Annotated in this window: 15 protein-coding genes; 6 read left to right on the top strand and 9 right to left on the bottom strand. The window is 58.2% G+C overall.

Annotated elements, in window-relative coordinates; translation table 11 throughout:
• The first annotated feature begins 22 nt into the window (after window positions 1-22).
• The 5 genes from EKD05_RS17820 (at window position 23) to EKD05_RS17800 (ending at window position 4,726) form a co-directional block, all read left to right on the top strand.
• The gene (locus tag EKD05_RS17820) at window positions 23-889 is read left to right on the top strand and encodes an alpha/beta fold hydrolase (protein ID WP_129675237.1); all 867 of its coding nucleotides are present in this window, start codon (window positions 23-25) and stop codon (window positions 887-889) included.
• A 352-nt stretch (window positions 890-1,241) separates the two neighbouring features.
• The gene (locus EKD05_RS17815; RefSeq protein WP_129675234.1) at window positions 1,242-1,625 is read left to right on the top strand and encodes a hypothetical protein; all 384 of its coding nucleotides are present in this window, start codon (window positions 1,242-1,244) and stop codon (window positions 1,623-1,625) included.
• Window positions 1,626-1,949: 324 nt separating this feature from the next.
• A complete protein-coding gene (locus tag EKD05_RS17810) occupies window positions 1,950-2,828 on the top strand; it encodes a DnaJ C-terminal domain-containing protein (protein ID WP_129675231.1) in 879 nt (292 codons plus the stop codon).
• Complete coding sequence (locus EKD05_RS17805; RefSeq protein ID WP_129675228.1) at window positions 2,825-3,130, top strand: MerR family transcriptional regulator; 306 nt, start codon at window positions 2,825-2,827, stop codon at window positions 3,128-3,130. Before EKD05_RS17810 ends, EKD05_RS17805 begins: the two co-directional genes overlap by 4 nt.
• Window positions 3,131-3,301: 171 nt before the next feature.
• Complete coding sequence (locus tag EKD05_RS17800; RefSeq protein ID WP_129675225.1) at window positions 3,302-4,726, top strand: glutamine synthetase family protein; 1,425 nt, start codon at window positions 3,302-3,304, stop codon at window positions 4,724-4,726.
• On the opposite strand, the gene EKD05_RS17795 is transcribed toward EKD05_RS17800, so the two are convergent.
• The 9 genes from EKD05_RS17795 to EKD05_RS17755 form a co-directional block, all read right to left on the bottom strand.
• Window positions 4,723-5,124: a DUF1622 domain-containing protein gene (locus EKD05_RS17795; protein ID WP_129675222.1), complete on the bottom strand. Its 402-nt coding sequence runs from the start codon at window positions 5,122-5,124 to the stop codon at window positions 4,723-4,725. The genes EKD05_RS17800 and EKD05_RS17795 overlap by 4 nt on opposite strands.
• A 99-nt stretch (window positions 5,125-5,223) precedes the next feature.
• Window positions 5,224-6,606 carry a YegS/Rv2252/BmrU family lipid kinase gene (locus EKD05_RS17790; protein ID WP_129675219.1) on the bottom strand — a complete coding sequence of 461 codons (1,383 nt, stop codon included), beginning with the start codon at window positions 6,604-6,606 and terminating at the stop codon, window positions 5,224-5,226.
• A gap of 73 nt (window positions 6,607-6,679) precedes the next feature.
• Window positions 6,680-7,507 (bottom strand): hypothetical protein, encoded by an 828-nt coding sequence (locus tag EKD05_RS17785; RefSeq protein ID WP_129675216.1) that lies wholly within the window; start codon window positions 7,505-7,507, stop codon window positions 6,680-6,682.
• Window positions 7,508-7,535: 28 nt separating this feature from the next.
• A complete protein-coding gene (locus EKD05_RS17780; protein ID WP_129675213.1) occupies window positions 7,536-8,099 on the bottom strand; it encodes an LURP-one-related/scramblase family protein in 564 nt (187 codons plus the stop codon).
• Between the two features lie 105 nt (window positions 8,100-8,204).
• Window positions 8,205-8,966, bottom strand: a complete 762-nt coding sequence (surE, locus tag EKD05_RS17775; RefSeq protein WP_129675210.1) for a 5'/3'-nucleotidase SurE — start codon at window positions 8,964-8,966, stop codon at window positions 8,205-8,207.
• A 1-nt stretch (window position 8,967) separates the two neighbouring features.
• Window positions 8,968-10,230: a VWA domain-containing protein gene (locus tag EKD05_RS17770; protein WP_129675207.1), complete on the bottom strand. Its 1,263-nt coding sequence runs from the start codon at window positions 10,228-10,230 to the stop codon at window positions 8,968-8,970.
• 582 nt (window positions 10,231-10,812) lie between these two features.
• Window positions 10,813-11,919 carry a zinc ribbon domain-containing protein gene (locus EKD05_RS17765; RefSeq protein WP_129675204.1) on the bottom strand — a complete coding sequence of 369 codons (1,107 nt, stop codon included), beginning with the start codon at window positions 11,917-11,919 and terminating at the stop codon, window positions 10,813-10,815.
• 302 nt (window positions 11,920-12,221) lie between these two features.
• Window positions 12,222-14,786 (bottom strand): PBP1A family penicillin-binding protein, encoded by a 2,565-nt coding sequence (locus tag EKD05_RS17760; RefSeq protein WP_240695837.1) that lies wholly within the window; start codon window positions 14,784-14,786, stop codon window positions 12,222-12,224.
• A 442-nt stretch (window positions 14,787-15,228) separates the two neighbouring features.
• Window positions 15,229-15,678, bottom strand: a complete 450-nt coding sequence (locus tag EKD05_RS17755; protein WP_205703971.1) for a hypothetical protein — start codon at window positions 15,676-15,678, stop codon at window positions 15,229-15,231.
• Window positions 15,679-16,246: 568 nt separating this feature from the next.
• On the opposite strand from EKD05_RS17755, the gene EKD05_RS17750 reads away from it, so the two are divergent.
• The coding region (locus EKD05_RS17750; protein ID WP_129675201.1) for an extracellular solute-binding protein at window positions 16,247-16,821 on the top strand (575 nt) is incomplete at its 3' end.

Below are 16,821 nucleotides of genomic sequence, written 5' to 3'. Positions count from 1 at the left end.
CGACGAACGAAAGGAGAACCGTATGTCGTCGCTGATCGCGGATGAGTTCAGCATTGATGAAACAATGGTTACCGTTGATGGGCTGCGGCTCCGTGTGCTGATGGCTGGCGAAGGCCCGCCTGTGCTCTTGTTGCACGGTTTTGCCGTTAATGCGGATGATTGGCGTCCAACGATTGCACGTCTGGTCAAGGCAGGTTACCAGGCCATTGCGCTCGACTTGCTCGGCTTTGGCCGCTCTGATAAACCAGGTGGGGCGGCCTATAGCCTGCACCATTATGCCGATCTGCACGCTGGCTTGCTCGATGCCCTTGGTCTTGATCAGGTTGCTCTCGTGGGCCATTCGATGGGGGGCAAACTGGCTCTGGCGACCACCATCTTGCATCCGACGCGGATCACGCGCCTGCTTATTGCCGACAGCGAAGGCTTTATGCAGATCCCGTTCTTTATGCGCAAAGGTGGTACGCTGCCCTGGCTCGGTGAAGCCATTCTGTCGCTGACCTCGCGACCGGGGCTTATTCGTATGCAACTTAAGGCGGCTTTTGCCAATCCGGATCAGTACGTGACCCCTGAATTGATCGAACGGGGGCGGCAAACGCTCAGCGATCCTGGTGTGCGTCAGACGATGCTCGCCCTGAGTCGCAGCTATGCCTCCACTGACCTCAAAGCGAGTGGCCTCTGGGCGCACCTGGCCGAGATCAAACAGCCAACTCTGATCATCTGGGGGGCCGAAGACCGCATGTTTCCCGTGAAGTATGCTCAACTTGCTCACCAGGCCCTCCCAGGTGCGCAACTGGTCGTCATCCCCAACTGCGGCCACTTCCCCATGATCGAAGCCGAAGCAACGTTCCACGGCCTCCTCCTCGGTTTTCTCGCCGCCGATCAGGGGTAAGGGCGGGTCAGCGCGTCAACCCTCACGTTGTGCGCCTACTACGCCTCGGTGCCTATGGGGTGGTGTCACGGGCAACGCCCGCAACACCGCCCCAGACCCTGTAGCCGGTACTTTCGTACCAACAATGCCCTCTAGCAAAATACAGATAATTCGTGTATACTGTGTTCAGCTTACAGAACATTCATCTCCGCGTTATCACGAATAAGCTGAGTACAGTCCTCCAGGTTCTTGCTCCTCCCCTGCTTGCAGGAGCCTGCTTTCCCTTAGAGTAGCAAAAATCGAAGTGTGAAATGAGGGTTCCCCCCGGTGCCCCTGTGGTCACTGGCGATCACACGTTTGAGGAGGCATGGCAATGGTTGATCCAATGGTTCAGGAATTACTTGAACAGGCAATTGACTCGCCTGTGAAACTACATCTTCTCATGATGTTTTACGAAAATCCCCGTATGGAAGCAACAGCACGCGCTATTGCCGACCGTGTCTGTCGCGATATATGGAGTGTTTCGCAAGCGTTGAGCGAGATGGCGCACGACGGAATTATGTTGATTTCCGCAGTCTCGAATGGTGAGCCGGTCTATCGTTACGACCCGGTGCAAGAACGGCTTGAGTCGATCGATCAACTTGTCTCACGGTATGATGACCCGATGGAACGTGATCTGCTCCACCATTCGATTCGTGACCTTGCTGCCTATGCGATCTTTCGTCATACCAATGTCTGGGAGACACAGGTCGCTTGATTTGCGGTAATAATCCGGCAATGGTCGTTCCCTCTGGCCCTTATGCCAGAGGTTTTTTTTGTGCGCTCCCTCGCGCCTGCCGCATGGGTTTGATCTTCTTAACACCGTTCTAACAGAAAAACCTTGACAATGATCCTATCAAGTTTGTACAATACGTGTGGGTGTAATATCAAGAGAATTGGTACAAGATGGTGGGTTTTGGGGCTGCGCCCCCAGCAAGCGCGCTTGTCTGTTCAGCATAGCAGCCCGCAAAGCGGGTTGCTATGCTGAGCACAAGAACCGGTGTGCAGGTGATAGCCTGCTACAAGCAAGGCAAGGCAAATAATGAAAGATTACTATCAAGTCCTCGGCTTGAATCGTAGCGCCTCGAAGGAAGAGATCAAACAGGCGTATCGTAAATTGGCCCGTACCTATCACCCGGATATCAATCCTGGGGATAAACAGGCCGAGACGCGTTTCAAAGAAATAAATGAAGCTTATGAGGTGCTCTCGGATTCCGAAAAGCGTGAGAAATATGACCGCTTTGGCAGCGACTGGCGCCGCTACGAGCAAGCAGGCGGCCCTGGGCCTGATGTTAGCGGTACCGATTTTGCCGATATCTTCGAGACGCTGTTTGGCGGTGGATCAGGGCGACGTGCTGGCAGCTCGGGCTTCAATGTCCGTATGAATGGTCACGATATTGACCAGGAAGTCGAATTGACCCTCGAAGAGGCGTTCAGTGGTACGCAGCGTAGTGTGCAGTTCTCGAATAGCAACGGAACCCCGCGTACGGTGACGGTCAAAATTCCTGTTGGGGTCGATACCGGCAATCGTGTGCGTGTCCCCGGTGAAGGTGCCCCGGGTTTGAATGGGGGCAATCGTGGCGACCTCTATATGGTCGTCAAGGTGCAGCCGCATCCGCGCTACGAGCGTCGTGGTGATGATCTTCACATCACAGTGAAAGCCGATCTCTATACGTTGATGCTTGGGGGTCAGGTGACTGTCCCGACGCTAGCAGGCAAGACGCTCAACCTGACTATTCCCGAGCAGACCCAGAATGGGCGTGTCTTTCGCCTCGGTGGGCAGGGCATGCCAACGATGCGCTCTGACCGTCGTGGCAATCTCTATGTCACGGTCAGCGCCGAGTTGCCGACTGGTTTGACCCCTCAAGAACGCGAACTCGTTCTGCAATTGCGCCAGCTTCGGGAGGTAGCTGCATCATGAACGGTGAGTTGAGGCGTGTGCAACCAACCTATACCATTCGGGTCGCTGCCGAGTTGACTGGCTTGCACGAGCAGAGTTTGCGGATGTACGAGCGTCGCGGCCTGATCAGTCCCGCTCGTAGCAAGGGCAATATTCGCCTCTTCAGTGATCGCGACATTGAACAGATCCGTTTTATCAAGCGCCTCGTTGATGACCTCGGCGTCAATCTGGCCGGCGTCGAAGTCATTATTCAGTTGCGTCGTCAACTGCTCGATGCCCATCACGAGGTGCTCTCTCTCCGCGAAGAGTTGGCGCGGCGCTGAAGGCATCTTTATGCTACACAGACCTGTGAGGTCTGACGAGTGCTCACCCTGTTGCTCACGGCAGCACTGCCCCAAAGCCCATGTAGTCCTCAGGGTGACAATACGACCTACTCAATAGTCTGTCAACAAAGTTTCCTTATATGGTAGAAGTCCTGTAAGACGAGGCAATCCATGCATACCCCACTCCGCGATTTTCTGGAAATTCCGTATGATGAACTCGAGCAACTGAACCTTGAGGTGAAGCGCAAGCGGATGGCGCGAAGGCCTTTTGATGAGCTTCGCGAAGAGCGCATCCGCTATCTGACTGATGAGAAACGCATCAAGGCCGTGACGGTCTGCTTTGCCGATCTCGAAGGTCGCTTGCATATGCTCGACTATGATAAGAAGTTTCTCCTCTCCTCTTCCGATAATCTTACCTTCGATGGCTCGTCGATCCGTGGCTTCTCGCGGCAGGCCGAGAGTGACCTGCGCCTTGCCGTTGATTGGCCCGCCTTTTATTGGCTCCCTGCTGATGTCTTTGGGCCAGGCAAGGTGCTCGTCTTTGGTGATGTGTTAGAACCCAATGGGATGCCCTATAGTGCTGATATGCGGGCTCGCCTCAAGGCCTTTACGGGCGATCTCTATGCCCGTGAGGGGTTGATCTGCAATGTCGCCAATGAGATCGAGGGCTTTCTCTTCAAGGGGCGCAATGCCGAGCAGCGCTTCCGCGAGACGGATCGCTTTGAATTTGTGAGCCCCGGTGGCTATTATCATACGCTGCCCAATGATCCGTTACGCCTCTTTATTGACAGTGCCGCCGAGGTGCAGCGGGCGATGGGCTTTGATAATGAAAAAGACCATCCTGAGGTGGCCCCTTCCCAGTTCGAGATGAACTATTCGTATGCCGAGGCCACGCTTGCCGCTGATCAGGTGCTCTTGTATAAGCTTATCTGTCGCCAGATCGCCGATCGCCTCGAGATGACGGCAAGTTTTCTGCCCAAACCGGTCACTGGCGTGAATGGCAGTGGCATGCATACCAACCTTTCCGTGAGCCAGGCTGATACCAACCTCTTTTATGACGCCGATGGGCACCACGACCTCTCTACCTTCGGCTGGCAGTTTGTCGAGCGCATCCTCGAAGCGGCGCAGGATCTCTGTCTGATCTTGAACCCCAGTGTCAATGCCTATCGCCGCCTTGATCCTCACTACGAGGCTCCAAATCAGGTCAAGACCTCGGCGATTGATCGGAGTTCAATGATCCGCATTCCGCTCTGCAATGCTCGCTCGGCTCGGATCGAAGTTCGCTCAATGTCCCCCGATGCCAATCCGTACATGGCGATCTATGCGTTGCTCCGTACCGGCTTGCATGGCAGTCGTCGTGCTTCGACCCCCTTTACCAACGACTTTTTGCCAGCCAATATCTATGACGCCCTCGAGCGGTTCCGGGCGAGCACGTATATGTCTGACCTGCTGGGCGAAGCGGCCAAAGCCCGCTACCTCGAGCAAAAGCTGGCCTCGGCTGAGCGCTGCCCGCGGTTGCTTGGCAACGTGATCAAACGCGCCGAGGTGCAGTTCCACCACGAAGTAACCAACCAGCAACTCTGGAGTCTCTTTTAAGCGCTGTTGTCGCTCTTTGGATGGCGCGATGCTTGTTGCCACGGCCAGCGGTGCTCGATTTCAACCACGATTGACCAGCTCAGGAAGGTGCGAATCAGAACTAAGATGCCGAGCACCGCGACGTTGGCCAGGGTTGGTTCAAGGACAACGGTCAGCACGATGTCGGCTGCAACCAATAGTTCGAGCCCCAACAGCAGGCCACGCCCAAGTTGGACTTTGTAGGCTTCGTAGATCGCGACGCGTGACTGTCCTTTGATGAAACCACGCAGAAAGATCGCAGTGCTCACGATTGTGCTGATCAGAATAATCGTGACGGCCAAAAGCTCGATCCCTAGCGCGACAAACTCGGTCCATTCGAGCAGGAGTAATTTCAAACTGCCACTGGCTTGTGCTTCCATCTCCACCTCTGGCCCAGTCATCCGTCGCACGCTTGGCGTCTCGCCAAGCGTGCGACGTGCTTTGCGCCTTTGCGCCTTTGCGTCACTACAGGTCAACCGTCACGGCACGATCACCCGCACGGCCCCCGGCAAGACTTTTGCGGTAAACGGGGTCTCGCCCCAAACTTCACCGTCGCCAATGAGCGTTTCGGTTGGCTCGGTCGTCACTGTTATTTCGCGGGCTTGCCAGTGACGTACCATTTTGTTGCGCTCGGCTGCTTCATCTGCCGAGACGTTGTGGCGCAAGAGCGAGAGGTAGTTCAGGTTTTGCACGATGACCAGATCAAGCAAGCCGTCGCTGATGCTGATCCGCGAGAGCAAGGGCAACCCGGCGATGCCGATGTTGCCCGAGTTGGCTACCATGCAGGTATAGCCCTCGGTTTCGACAGCTTCACCGTCAATCACCAGTTGGTAGCGTACCAGTTCCAAATCCTGTTTGATGGCCGTCAGTGCATACGCCAGTTTGCCGAGCCGCTCTTTTGACTCACGCGTTGTCTCTTTGACATAGCGTGCTTCGTAACCGGTTGCGACGCGCAACGCGAAACGCTGCTCGCCAACCTCGCCCATATCAATGTCGCGGACAGGAATCTCGTCACGGGTCAAGAGCGCAGCCGCCGTTTCGATATTGTTTTCGATCCCAAGTTCGATCGACATCACATTGCCCGTGCCACCAGGAATGATCGCCAGCGGCACGCCGGTGCCCGTCAGACCACTGGCTGCCTCCATGACGGCACCGTCGCCTCCGTAAATTATCACGGCATCGTAGCCATCAAGCGCGGCATGAGCGGCCAGCCGTTGCGCATCGCCGCTGCGATGGGTCAGAGCGATGTCCCAGGTGAAAGGTGCCTCCTTCAAGATCCGGTTGAGCGGACGAAGGATCGGACGCTCAACGCCTGACGCCGGGTTGATGATGACTTTGACTCGTTTCAGCGCGGTGCCATCAAGGGTTGTCACCGGGGTTTGAACCGATTCACTCAGATTGCTCAGCAGTTCGTCGGGCAGGTTGGTCTGAAGAAAGGTCGCCCCAACGAGAAATGGTTGTAATTGGCTGAGCAGTTCTTCTGCATTGGCGGCTTTGCCAACCACAAACAGCGCCGACATCCCGGGTTCGATCGCATCGTTGAATTGGCGTACCCGTCGCGCCAGTTGCTTGCGTGACATAAACCGGTTGACGAGTAGCCCCCCGGCGGCCATGCCAACAATCGGCAGCGAAGCAAGTGCGCCAACCAGCAAGCCCAGGCCCACCCCCGTTGCTGCCGAACCAACCTGGGGCAAGGTTTCATCGAGGCCGTGCATCCGCCGGAGCGTCCCGTCTTCATCGCGAACGAGTACGACAACCTCATCAAGCTCGACAAGCTTGTCTTTCTCAAACTGTCGCAACGAGTCCAGCACCCGTCCGGCTTGATGTTTATCCTGAAAGGCAATAGCGGTGAGATGGCTCATCCAAGGCTTCCTTCCTTACAGATCCGTGCCGTTGGGGGAACCGCCCACAGCAGTTCCCCCAACGGTACAAAAACTACCACTCAGTTGCCAATTCAGCCGCCGCCATATCCGCTGCCTCAAGCGCTTCATCGAGGGCCGCTTCGGTAATCAGTTCGGCTGCCACCAATGTCTCAATCGCCTCGGGGGCGTCAGCTTCTTCGAGCAGGCCGGCCACAACAAGCGCACGCACGGCCTCGGCGGCAATGGCGGTACGGAAGGCTTCCACCCCGACCATCGTTGCGGTGGCCTGATTGATCGCGGCTTGCTCTAATTGCTCAGCGGCCGCCACGGTGCTCAGTGCATCAAGCATCGCAGCCCCGCGGAGTGCTTCGGCACGCTCGATGCTCACTTCGGCTTCAACAATGGCGTGCATCTCGCGCCCGACGGCCAGCAGCGCATCACGCGTCAGGAAACCCTGGGCGACCAGATAGCCATCGGCCCCCTTGATCGCCGCACTCAGGCCCATCGCCCACGTATGCTCTACCATCAGCCACGCCGCAGCTTTGCCCGGCGGGATGGTCGCTGCTGCCTCACGGATCTCGGCGATCCCCATCCCTTGGCCTGGGGCCTCACCAACGATATCCGCAATCAGTTCACCTGCCAGCGCCTCTTCTTCTTCACTCAAATCAAGCCCGAGCATGTGCCCGAGCAGTGCGCCAAAATCGGCCTCTTCGTAGGGGAGCAGATCGCTCATCTGGAGGCTATGGGTCGATCCATCATGTTCTTTCAAGATAAAAAGCAGATCAATGATCCGGATGAGGCCATGTCCTCGCAAGTGATCGAGTTCTTCCTGGATCTGGCCCTTGAATTTGTCAATGCTCTCAAACTCGAAGGCAAGCACCTGAATTGGTCCAATTTTCATCTGCGTGACTCCTCTTGCTGTTTCAGGGCTACCTTCCACCATGGGCCATCATATCAATCACAATCGTCACGGCGAGGATCAGCACATCATTCTGCGATGGCTCAATGGCGACACCATAGGTATCGCGTACCCGAAACCATTTCTTCGAGACCTCGGCAACGCGCCGTCCCTCTTCACCAATGGTATATTCGTGATGGAGCACATTGCCGCGCACGTCAAGATCCGGCGCATTGCCGATTTTTACCGTCCAGCGGTCGCGGATCGGCGTGATCAACGCTTTCCGGACAGTTGCCATTACTTCGCCGGTGGGGCTTTCGATCTGCATCGTATCGCGCACCCGCAGCATACGCTCTTGAATCCGGCACTGATCATTGCCCTGGGCATCCTGTAGCACAAGGGTCTTGCGAATGCGCAAGACTTTGCCATCAACCTTGAAGGCCCGCCGGCCAGACTCATCTTCGATCCAGAAATCATCACCAATCGCCAGCATCCGCTGACGCACCCGGTAGCGTGTCGCCGTCCCTCGGCGCCCAAAGGTCGCCCGTTCTTCGCGGCGCTCTTCACGCCGATCCTGCCGTCGTCCTCGTACCATACCGCAACTCCTCCTATGCGACGTTGACCAGCGCAAAGCGCCAGTTGTCCTTGCAACCGTACGAGCAAACGTGCGCGGGCCGGACGGCCCGCGCACGTTTGCTCGTTACTCAAGCCCCCACTCGCGCAACTCCTCCAACCAACGGTGGCTCGTCAGATCCATATGGGCCGGGGTGATGCTGACATAGCCTGCGGCAATCGCGGCAATATCGGTACCTTCTTCGTGGTAATCCTCGGGCTCGGCCCCGCCAATCCAATAGTAGGGTTTGCCCCGCGGATCGTGGCGCACCACGAGTTCGTCACGATAGAGCCGCCGCCCCAGGCGGGCAATGCGCATCCCATAGACCTCTTCGGGTGGGCGCGCCGGGGCGTTCAGGTTGAGCAAAATGCCCGCCGGCAAGTGATGCTTGGTGGCGAGCCCCACCAGGCGAATGACCGCCTGCTGGGCTGCCCGAAAGTCCCAGTCGCCCTCTTTGGGCCGCACCTGTGAGACGGCAATGCCAGGGATCTCAAACATAATGCCTTCCATCGCCGCCGCGACCGTGCCCGAATAGAGCAGATCGGTGCCAAGGTTGGCCCCCAGATTGATCCCCGAGACGATCAGATCTGGTTTGCGTGGCAAGAGACCCATCACGCCAAGCGCAACGCAATCAGCAGGGGTTCCATCGCACAGGATCGCCGCGCTGCCGTCAGCGAGCGTTCCCTCCCAGGCCCTTAGTGGATCAAACAACTTCCGATAATGCCCTGCGGCACTCCAGTTCCGATCCGGGGCCACCACGACGGTCTCGCCAACTTCGTTCAAGGCGGTACGCAACGCAACCAGGCCTTCGCTCTGATAGCCGTCGTCATTCGTCAAGAGAATATACATGTTATTGTGGGGGGATCTCAATATCGCTGAGGCGTACCGTTTTGCGTCCCTGGAACTTGATCGTCTTCTGGCCTTCACTCGAGAGTTGCCCACTCTGTTCGAGATTGGCAATCTCTTTCTGCATCGTTTCGGCCAGTTCCAGTTCGCCCTGGCTCAACAGGCGTGTGACCGCACTCTTGAGTTTCTGGGTGCCTCCCTGTACATCGCCCTGGGCAATGTCTTGCAGGGCGCGGGTTTGCAGTTTGAAGGCACTCACTTTTTCAACGATATTCATCACACCGGGATTCACCTGGTTGAGTTGTGCCTGATCGGCGGTAAAGGTGAGCAGCAGATCAACCCGCGCCTTCTCACCGAGCAAACCGAGCACGGGCACATCATAGGTGACTTCCACCTGCCCAACGCGATATGACCCCACGGCTCGTGGATCAACGAGCAATTCGATCAGCAACGTACGCCCCTGCCCCGTCTCGAGCTCGCCGAGGGGCACACTGACATCGCGTTCCGAAATCGGCTGATACCCAAGGTTGTTGATCATCGGGAGCACTTGCCAGACTGCCCGTGGGGCCACACCCTGTACCAGGCGTAGGTTCATCACGCTATTTTGCACGGCACTATTTTGGGCCTGTTGCACCGTATTCTGAAAATAGGTGGTAATCTGATCAGGATTGGTGATCTGATCAGCAGTGCCGCCAGAACGATTGCCAATTTCGATCAACAGATCCTCATTCCAATCTTTGCCCACCCCGAGCGCCGTAATAGGCACGCCCATGCGTCCGGCATCTTCCGCCCGCCGCAGACAATCAGCCTCGTGTTCAGTCTGTCCATCGGTGAGCAACACCATCCGCCGGATCGCGCCGCTCCGGTCTTTCTCGATCTCACGCAACCCTCGCTCAAGCGCTGGCGCAATGCGCGTGCCGCCTGCATCGCGGATCCGGCTAATCCGGTCTTTGATGGACCGTGGATCCTGGACGGGGCTGGCAGGAATAAGTACCTCGGTGCGATGATCAAACGTGACCACTGACACAATATCCTGGCGATCAAGCCGATCAATTGCCATTGACGTCGCTTGGCGCACCCGCTCGATCTTCTCACCTTTCATCGAACCACTGCGGTCAAGCACGAAACTCACATTGACGGGTACGCGCACGCGGGCGAGCACCTGCGTCGGTTGCACCTCAATCAACGCATAGGCAACCTGTGGCGTTGTGGTAGCGGCAAGAAAGGGACGTGCGAGCGTTGCACGTACATGGACTTCACCCGACATATATCTTCCTCCTGGTGGCGCCACATGATCTGCGAGCGCCAGCATTTGTGAACGTTAATCCAGATGTTTGAAGTCTACAGTATAGCATGGTCATAAAGCTTCCGGGAAGCTTGCGCGGTGGTGGCAGCATGCTCATCGGTAGCAGGCACGTCGGTGCGCCATGACATCTTCGCGCAGAGCTTCCCGGAAGCTGTGGGGCACCCCGTGCGGGTGCCCGTCCCCCGGTCGGTCGGGACATCCGCACGGGGTGCCCATCGTCAAAGGGTTTCATCTGCTCGGTCACGGGCGTTCCCGTGCGCGCTATTGCCATCTGGCGGCGTGCCAACCCATCAAACCTGCCAGGTGGGCACCGCCGCGATCCGTGGGGGAACGGAGCGGTGTCCCGGCGCCCACCTGGCAGGTTTCCTTGGCGCGACGAAGCCGCCATCCAGACGCCCTCCCGGGCCTCAGGGCGGTTTGACGCCCTCTAGTGAAACCCTTTGACGGGTGCCCGTCCCCCGGGCGCGTCCCCCGGTCGGTCGGGGCGCCCCGTGCAGGTGCCCGTCCCCCGGGCTTCTCGTCCTTATGTGCAAGGTATTGGGTTTAATCTTTGATCTGCGCCAGTTGCGCCCGGCGAAAGGCAATCACAACCTGGTTGACTTGATAACGATCCTGCGCCTGCGTAAAGATCACTCCGTCGTACCCATTACGATCCAGCCACCATTCGGCGGCCAGGGCCGGTTCGAGGTTGAGCCCAAGACTCGCGGCTTCCCGTGTGATCGTACGCAATTGAGCTTTCCATTGGCGCCATTCGCACCGGAACGGATTCATGATGCGCACGCGATAGCGTGTGGGCGTGATCCCGGGCAAGAGACGCGCCCACCAGGGGCGTTCGCCTTCACGCCCTTCACGCAGCCCGATTAGCGTGATCCCCCGCCCGACCGGCGTATGCTCTTGCACCAGCGTTTCCCGCATAAGCCGGTAGGCTCCATACGCCTGTGATCCTTCTACCCAGAGCGTCGCCTCACTGGCGACAAGCAGCGCTGGCTCCTCTTGATAATCCGAAACCCGTGGGACGCGGGGTGGGGCCATCAACTGAATCTGTGGAATGGCAAGGTCAGGGACGGGTTGTCCATCCTCGTCTTGCCAGGCGGCTTGGAGAACCTGCATTGGCCCGTCGCGGTGAAGGCCAAAGCGAAATCCGCGCCGATTTCGGCCATCATGCGTATGCGAACGTGCGGCTACCTTGGTGATCAGGCGCATGCCCCGGCCGCATCCTTCCGCAGCAAACCAGGGTACCTCGGCACGGAAGTGAAAGACCATGGCGCGGCCTTTCGGCTCACTTCCGGCTGCCTGCCACCCTCGCCCAACGAGCCCGCTCCATCCATCACGCACTGGGCGCAGGGGTGGGTAGATCGCGACCACATCCATCGCCCCGGGTGGTTCATCAAGTACCCAGAGCCCAGGCGGAACCGCCCCTGACATCGGTAGTTTGACGGTTCCGCCAATGACCTGTTGTTCGACGCCGGCATTGGCAAGGCGCACCGTTGGAACCCCGCTTGCGGGCGTTGGGTCAGGTGGCGGTGGTGGTGGGGCACCTGCGATAGCTTTGCCGCATGCGATACAGAAACGGACTTCACCAGGGGGCAGTTCGGTGCCACAGTTTGGGCAAAACTTCGCACGGCGTGGTAAGGATGTGTCAGTCGTCATGTGGTTCCCGGGAGAGTGGCAGTTGAATGCCTTGCAGACAGCTTGCCGGCGACCATGCCTTGCATTATACGATACTTTTCGGCCAACATGCCGCCGACTTTACGGCCTCCCCAGGACGATTGCATCTTTTTCCGTCGCCGTGAACGGCGCGGCTTTTGGTTGGCAAAGGCCACCTGCGTGGCCTGATTCAGCCGACGAAGGTCGGCTTCGCAGACGGTAGCCGAGGCGTTGACGCCGACGGTCTGGGCGGATGCACGCGATCCGCGCACAGGGCGGCACGGACGAACAGAAGATGCCCTGCCCTACGGCCCCCCTGGTTCGTACCTCACCAGTTGCGTGGTACTGACGTTAAAGCCTTCGGGCGTCGTTACCTGGAGGCGCAGGGTATAGTCGCCTGCTGGCAAGCCTGCCGTATTCCAGACCCCCAGCAGACCATCAAAGACGGGCAGGTTGTTCTGGCCGAGCAATTGCCATTGTGCTGGTGCCGTGCCGGGGCCGACTTCGAGGCTAAAGGGCCCCCGCGCAATGCCACTGAGAAAGACTTGTGTGGTCGTGATGACACCGCTGGCACCTGGTGGATAGATCAGGGCTACGGCTTCGGCCGGGCTTGTTGGCGGTGGACAGACCGTTGTTGGCGGCTGGGGCATGTTCCGCGCCGCCCATTCACGGAACTCAGGCGGATAGACGGGGAACGATACTTCGCGGATCTGGTCGGCCGGGGTATACGACGCCGCCAGGCAACTGCCATCACCCCCGACGCGCACCGTTTGATAGAGCACATCTACCTCGGTAGGCGCAGTTCCTGCCACAAAGAGTTCGTTGATCGTTCGTGGGCAACCCGCCCCCGCACGCCCGCCAGTATCGGCGCAGATCGGGATCTCTTCTAGCCCCTCTGGGCGGGCAAAGGGCGTCGCAGGGCGCCCTTGATGGTAACGGAGCATCAACTCACGCCAGATCTGGCCGGCTCCGTTGGCCCCGGCGACCTCTTGCATCGACGATGAATCGTTATTGCCAACCCAGACCCCTACCGTCACATCGGTCGTATATCCGACGGCCCACGAATCGCGAAAATCGTTGGACGTGCCGGTCTTGACCGCCGCGATCAACTCGGGCAATTCCATCACATTATTGGCCCCAAACATATAACGGCGGGCCTGGTTGTCACTGAGGATGCTCGTCAGCAGATACGCAACTTGCTCACCCTGTGGCCCAAACGCTGGTCGCCCGCGGGCGGGTTGCCAGCGCTCAAGCACCTCACCCCTGCTATTGGTCACCTTTAGCACCGTCACCGGATTGAGCCATCGCCCCCCATTGCCAAGCGCATGGTATGCCCCGGTCAATTCCAGCAAACGCACTTCATTGCTGCCAAGGGCCATCGCGAGGCCAAAGCGGCTCGGGTCGGCAAAACTCGTGAACCCAAGCCGACTCATCTGCTCGACAAACGCCTCGATGCCAACGTATTCAAGTGCTTTGACGGCAGGAATATTGAGCGAATTGGCAAGCGCCATGCGCAGGCGCATTGGCCCGTGGAAGCGGCGATCATAATTCTGGGGCTCGTAGACTACCCCCTCGGGTGACACCCAGCGACTCGGTGTGTCCCAGATCACCGTTGCGGGCGTCCAACCGCGCTGCAATGCCGTCGCATAGACAAAGGGTTTGAGGGCTGACCCGGGCTGCCGAAGCGCCGTTGCCACATTGACTTGCCCATCGGGGGCGTTGTAATCAATGCTTCCCACCATCGCGAGCACACGGCCATCGGGGGCCAGCATCACCACGGCGGCATTGGACGCATTGCGCTCACGGAGGCGGGCGATCTGCTCGCGGGCAAGCTGTTCGGCCTCGGCTTGCCAGGCGAGATCAATGCTCGTAATCACCTGCAAGCCCGCTCGATAGAGCAACTCGGGGCCATAGTGCCGCTCGAGTTGGTCGCGCACATAAAAGGCAAAATGGGGCGCGACGAGATCGGTTAGGGGCGGCTTGAGGGTAATTGGTTCGGCATAGATCGTCTCTGCCTCGGCTTCGGTCAGCATGCCTTGCTGCACCATCAAATTCAGGGTAATGCGCTGACGGGCGCGGGCGAGTTCGAAATTGGTGAAGGGATTATAGGTCGTGGGCGACTGAGGCAAGCCAGCGATCAGGCTGGCTTCGGCGGGGGTCAATTCACCAACGTGCTTTGAAAAATAGGCTTGTGCGGCTGCTTCCACGCCGTAAGCTTGGGCACCGTAATAGACCTCATTGAGATAGAGGTTCAGAAGCTGATCTTTGCTATAGGTCTGCGCCACGCGATAGGCCAGGATCGCCTCACGCAGCTTGCGCTCGTAGCTCTGCTCAGCGCGTTCCTCTGGATCGAGCAACAGATTGCGCACGAGTTGCATGGTAATCGTTGACGCCCCACTGACAATCTCGCCGCTCTGATAATTTTGCAGCGCAGCCCGGATAATTCCGCGTAGATCAACGCCTGGATTGACATAAAAATCGGCGTCTTCAACGGCAATCGTCGCATCTTTGAGCATCGGGGGAATCTGGTCAAAGGCGACTTGGGTGCGACGACCGCCCTGGGGATCAACGAGTTCAAAGAGCAGGGTGGTGCCATCGCTGGCATAGATACGGGTTGTTTCAAAACTGCGATACTCGCTAATGCGGCGGGGATCGGGCAGGTCACGGGCGTAGCGATAGTAGAGCCAGGTACCAGTGGCGGCAACTATGAGCACGGCAAGCAGGCTGAGTTGGATAAACGCCAGGCTCAGCCGCCAGAAGAAGGCCAGGATCGGATGGCGAACACGCCCACGCCCGCCCCGGCGCTGGCGGCGGGACGGGCGTAGAAAGCGAGGTGGTGGTGGGTAGGATGGGCGACCGCCCATAGCCATCGAAGGGCTTCTCTACTTTCTTGTCAGATACCCACCGCTCAAGCAGGTGGGCTTGTGCTCGCTCCTTCGCCCGGAGGCGACGCAGCACAAGAGGCCGGGGGAAAGATGAAAGCGGAAAGATGAAAGATGAAAAATGATCCATGTTTCAGCTTTCGTCTTTCATCTTTCCGCTTTCCCTGGCCCTGCACAACGAAAGGTGTCATGCGTGGCGCAGACCGTCAACCTTTTACCCGGCAGCGGGCTCCCTGCCGGAACGCCCGAAGGTTCCGTTGGCAACGTGCAAACCGTGGCTCGTGGTGCGCACCACGAGTGCATTCGCACATCTGAGCGTAGTATAGCAGTATTCGCATGCCCATGCAAACGTGCGCTCAAGCGGGCGAAAGCCGGGGCGTTCCTCCCACCGGGAGAAGCGGGTGGGAGGAACGCCCTCAAGGGTAAACACCTATGATAGACGAACGGTCTCATTCGTACGGGATGGCTGCTCCAGTTGCTCGGCAGGCAGCATCGGCTGCGCCGGCTGAACGATCGTTGGCTGTGCCGTCGGGGTTACTGGTGTGCGGCGGCGGCTCAAGCGACCGACGGTGGCAAACAAACGTGCCTCGGCTGCGGCCTCACGACCACGGAGCAACAGGCTTGCCCCGGCGAGCAACAACACACCTGGCAGGGTAAAGACATTGAAACCCAACAAGGCTGCCAAACCAACGCCCCAGAGCAAGCCCTGCACAGCCTCACCAGTCCGTCCGAGTGCCTTCTGGCGACGATAGATGGCAACGCCACCCAACGCAAGCAATGCTGGTGGGATCAGCGCCCATAGATTAAAAATCGCCACCACCCCAAGTACGATCAAGATCAGGCCGGCGTTACGGGCCTGGTTCTGATTGATATTCATCATTATATCCTTTGCACGTATCCTGCGGATTTGGCACCCATTGTGCTACCCGTTGTTCATTCTGATGGTTATACGTTGGCCCCCAGCGTAAAGTTGCAGCAACCTTATGGGTGTGCTGGCGAAAACGGCCAGCTTCGCTGGCCGTTTTCGCCAGCACACCCCCATGATTCTTGAGGTTCGCAGGCCTGGGCCTAGGCAACCTCGCCGCTGCCAAGGAGTCGGCGCGCCGCCGCCCCGCTCCCAAGCCTCGTTGCCGGGATCGGCGCTGCACCACCCCTACATGTTGGCGCGCCGCCGCCCCGCTCCCAAGCCTCGTTATAGGGTATGTTGGGCGGCGAAGCCGCCCAACATACCCTATAACGTTGGGTTTGGGGCGTAGCCCCAAACCCATTGATTCCGCATCATAGATGCGATATAATACCACGCATGATATGCAACAAAATTAGGCTTGACGAGCAGCCTACGACGTAGTATACTCACAATGCGAAAAGTTGCATATTAGATAGTTGCAAGTGCAACTAAACTTTCGTTGGCCGACGTTGGCCAGTTACCTTGCTAAGGAGCAAAAAACATGAAGCGGTTCGTCTCGTTTGTTGCGCTAACAACTTTGTTGGCGCTTCTTCTGGTTGCCTGTGGCGGCCAGACGGCTACTCCTCCACCGGCCCCGACCGAACCATCGGCCCCGACAACGCCTGAAGAACCCTCGGGTTTGACTGGCACAGTCACCCTCTGGCATGCCTATGGTACGGGCAGTGCCGAAGAGGAAGCCATCAATACCTTGATTGCCAATGCACGGGCAGCTTATCCCGATGCAACGATCAATATGTTGCAGATCCCCTTCGATCAGATTTTCAACAAATTCCAGAATGAAGTGACTTCTGGGGCTGGCCCCGATATGTTCATTGCCCCCAATGACTCGCTCGGCGACCAGATCCGGGCCGGCTTGCTCGCCGATCTGACCGAGTATGTGCCGATGCTCGAGGCCGAGAATGTTTCGCCGACCGCGATTCAGGGTATGAGCCTCGATGGCAAGCTCTACGCGATTCCCGAGTCCTTCAAGGCCGTGGCGCCTCACCAGGTGTCACTTTTTTATGGTGTCAAACGTACACAAACCAGAATACCGGCAGCGGACGATCGAAGGTGCGC

This window comes from Candidatus Chloroploca sp. Khr17, from assembly GCF_004138165.1.
Lineage (GTDB): Bacteria > Chloroflexota > Chloroflexia > Chloroflexales > Chloroflexaceae > Chloroploca.
This window is presented reverse-complemented; position numbering and strand designations above follow the sequence as displayed.

Excerpts from the sequence above, each read along its gene's own strand:
- EKD05_RS17760 (WP_240695837.1), bottom strand. The coding sequence starts at position 14,786 with ATGGCTATGGGCGGTCGCCCATCCTACCCACCACCACCTCGCTTTCTA.
- EKD05_RS17770 (WP_129675207.1), bottom strand. The coding sequence starts at position 10,230 with ATGTCGGGTGAAGTCCATGTACGTGCAACGCTCGCACGTCCCTTTCTT.
- EKD05_RS17785 (WP_129675216.1), bottom strand. The coding sequence starts at position 7,507 with ATGAAAATTGGACCAATTCAGGTGCTTGCCTTCGAGTTTGAGAGCATT.
- EKD05_RS17790 (WP_129675219.1), bottom strand. The coding sequence starts at position 6,606 with ATGAGCCATCTCACCGCTATTGCCTTTCAGGATAAACATCAAGCCGGA.
- EKD05_RS17780 (WP_129675213.1), bottom strand. The coding sequence starts at position 8,099 with ATGGTACGAGGACGACGGCAGGATCGGCGTGAAGAGCGCCGCGAAGAA.
- EKD05_RS17765 (WP_129675204.1), bottom strand. The coding sequence starts at position 11,919 with ATGACGACTGACACATCCTTACCACGCCGTGCGAAGTTTTGCCCAAAC.
- EKD05_RS17815 (WP_129675234.1), top strand. The coding sequence starts at position 1,242 with ATGGTTGATCCAATGGTTCAGGAATTACTTGAACAGGCAATTGACTCG.
- EKD05_RS17800 (WP_129675225.1), top strand. The coding sequence starts at position 3,302 with ATGCATACCCCACTCCGCGATTTTCTGGAAATTCCGTATGATGAACTC.
- EKD05_RS17805 (WP_129675228.1), top strand. The coding sequence starts at position 2,825 with ATGAACGGTGAGTTGAGGCGTGTGCAACCAACCTATACCATTCGGGTC.
- EKD05_RS17795 (WP_129675222.1), bottom strand. The coding sequence starts at position 5,124 with ATGGAAGCACAAGCCAGTGGCAGTTTGAAATTACTCCTGCTCGAATGG.
- EKD05_RS17820 (WP_129675237.1), top strand. The coding sequence starts at position 23 with ATGTCGTCGCTGATCGCGGATGAGTTCAGCATTGATGAAACAATGGTT.
- EKD05_RS17810 (WP_129675231.1), top strand. The coding sequence starts at position 1,950 with ATGAAAGATTACTATCAAGTCCTCGGCTTGAATCGTAGCGCCTCGAAG.
- surE (WP_129675210.1), bottom strand. The coding sequence starts at position 8,966 with ATGTATATTCTCTTGACGAATGACGACGGCTATCAGAGCGAAGGCCTG.
- EKD05_RS17755 (WP_205703971.1), bottom strand. The coding sequence starts at position 15,678 with ATGATGAATATCAATCAGAACCAGGCCCGTAACGCCGGCCTGATCTTG.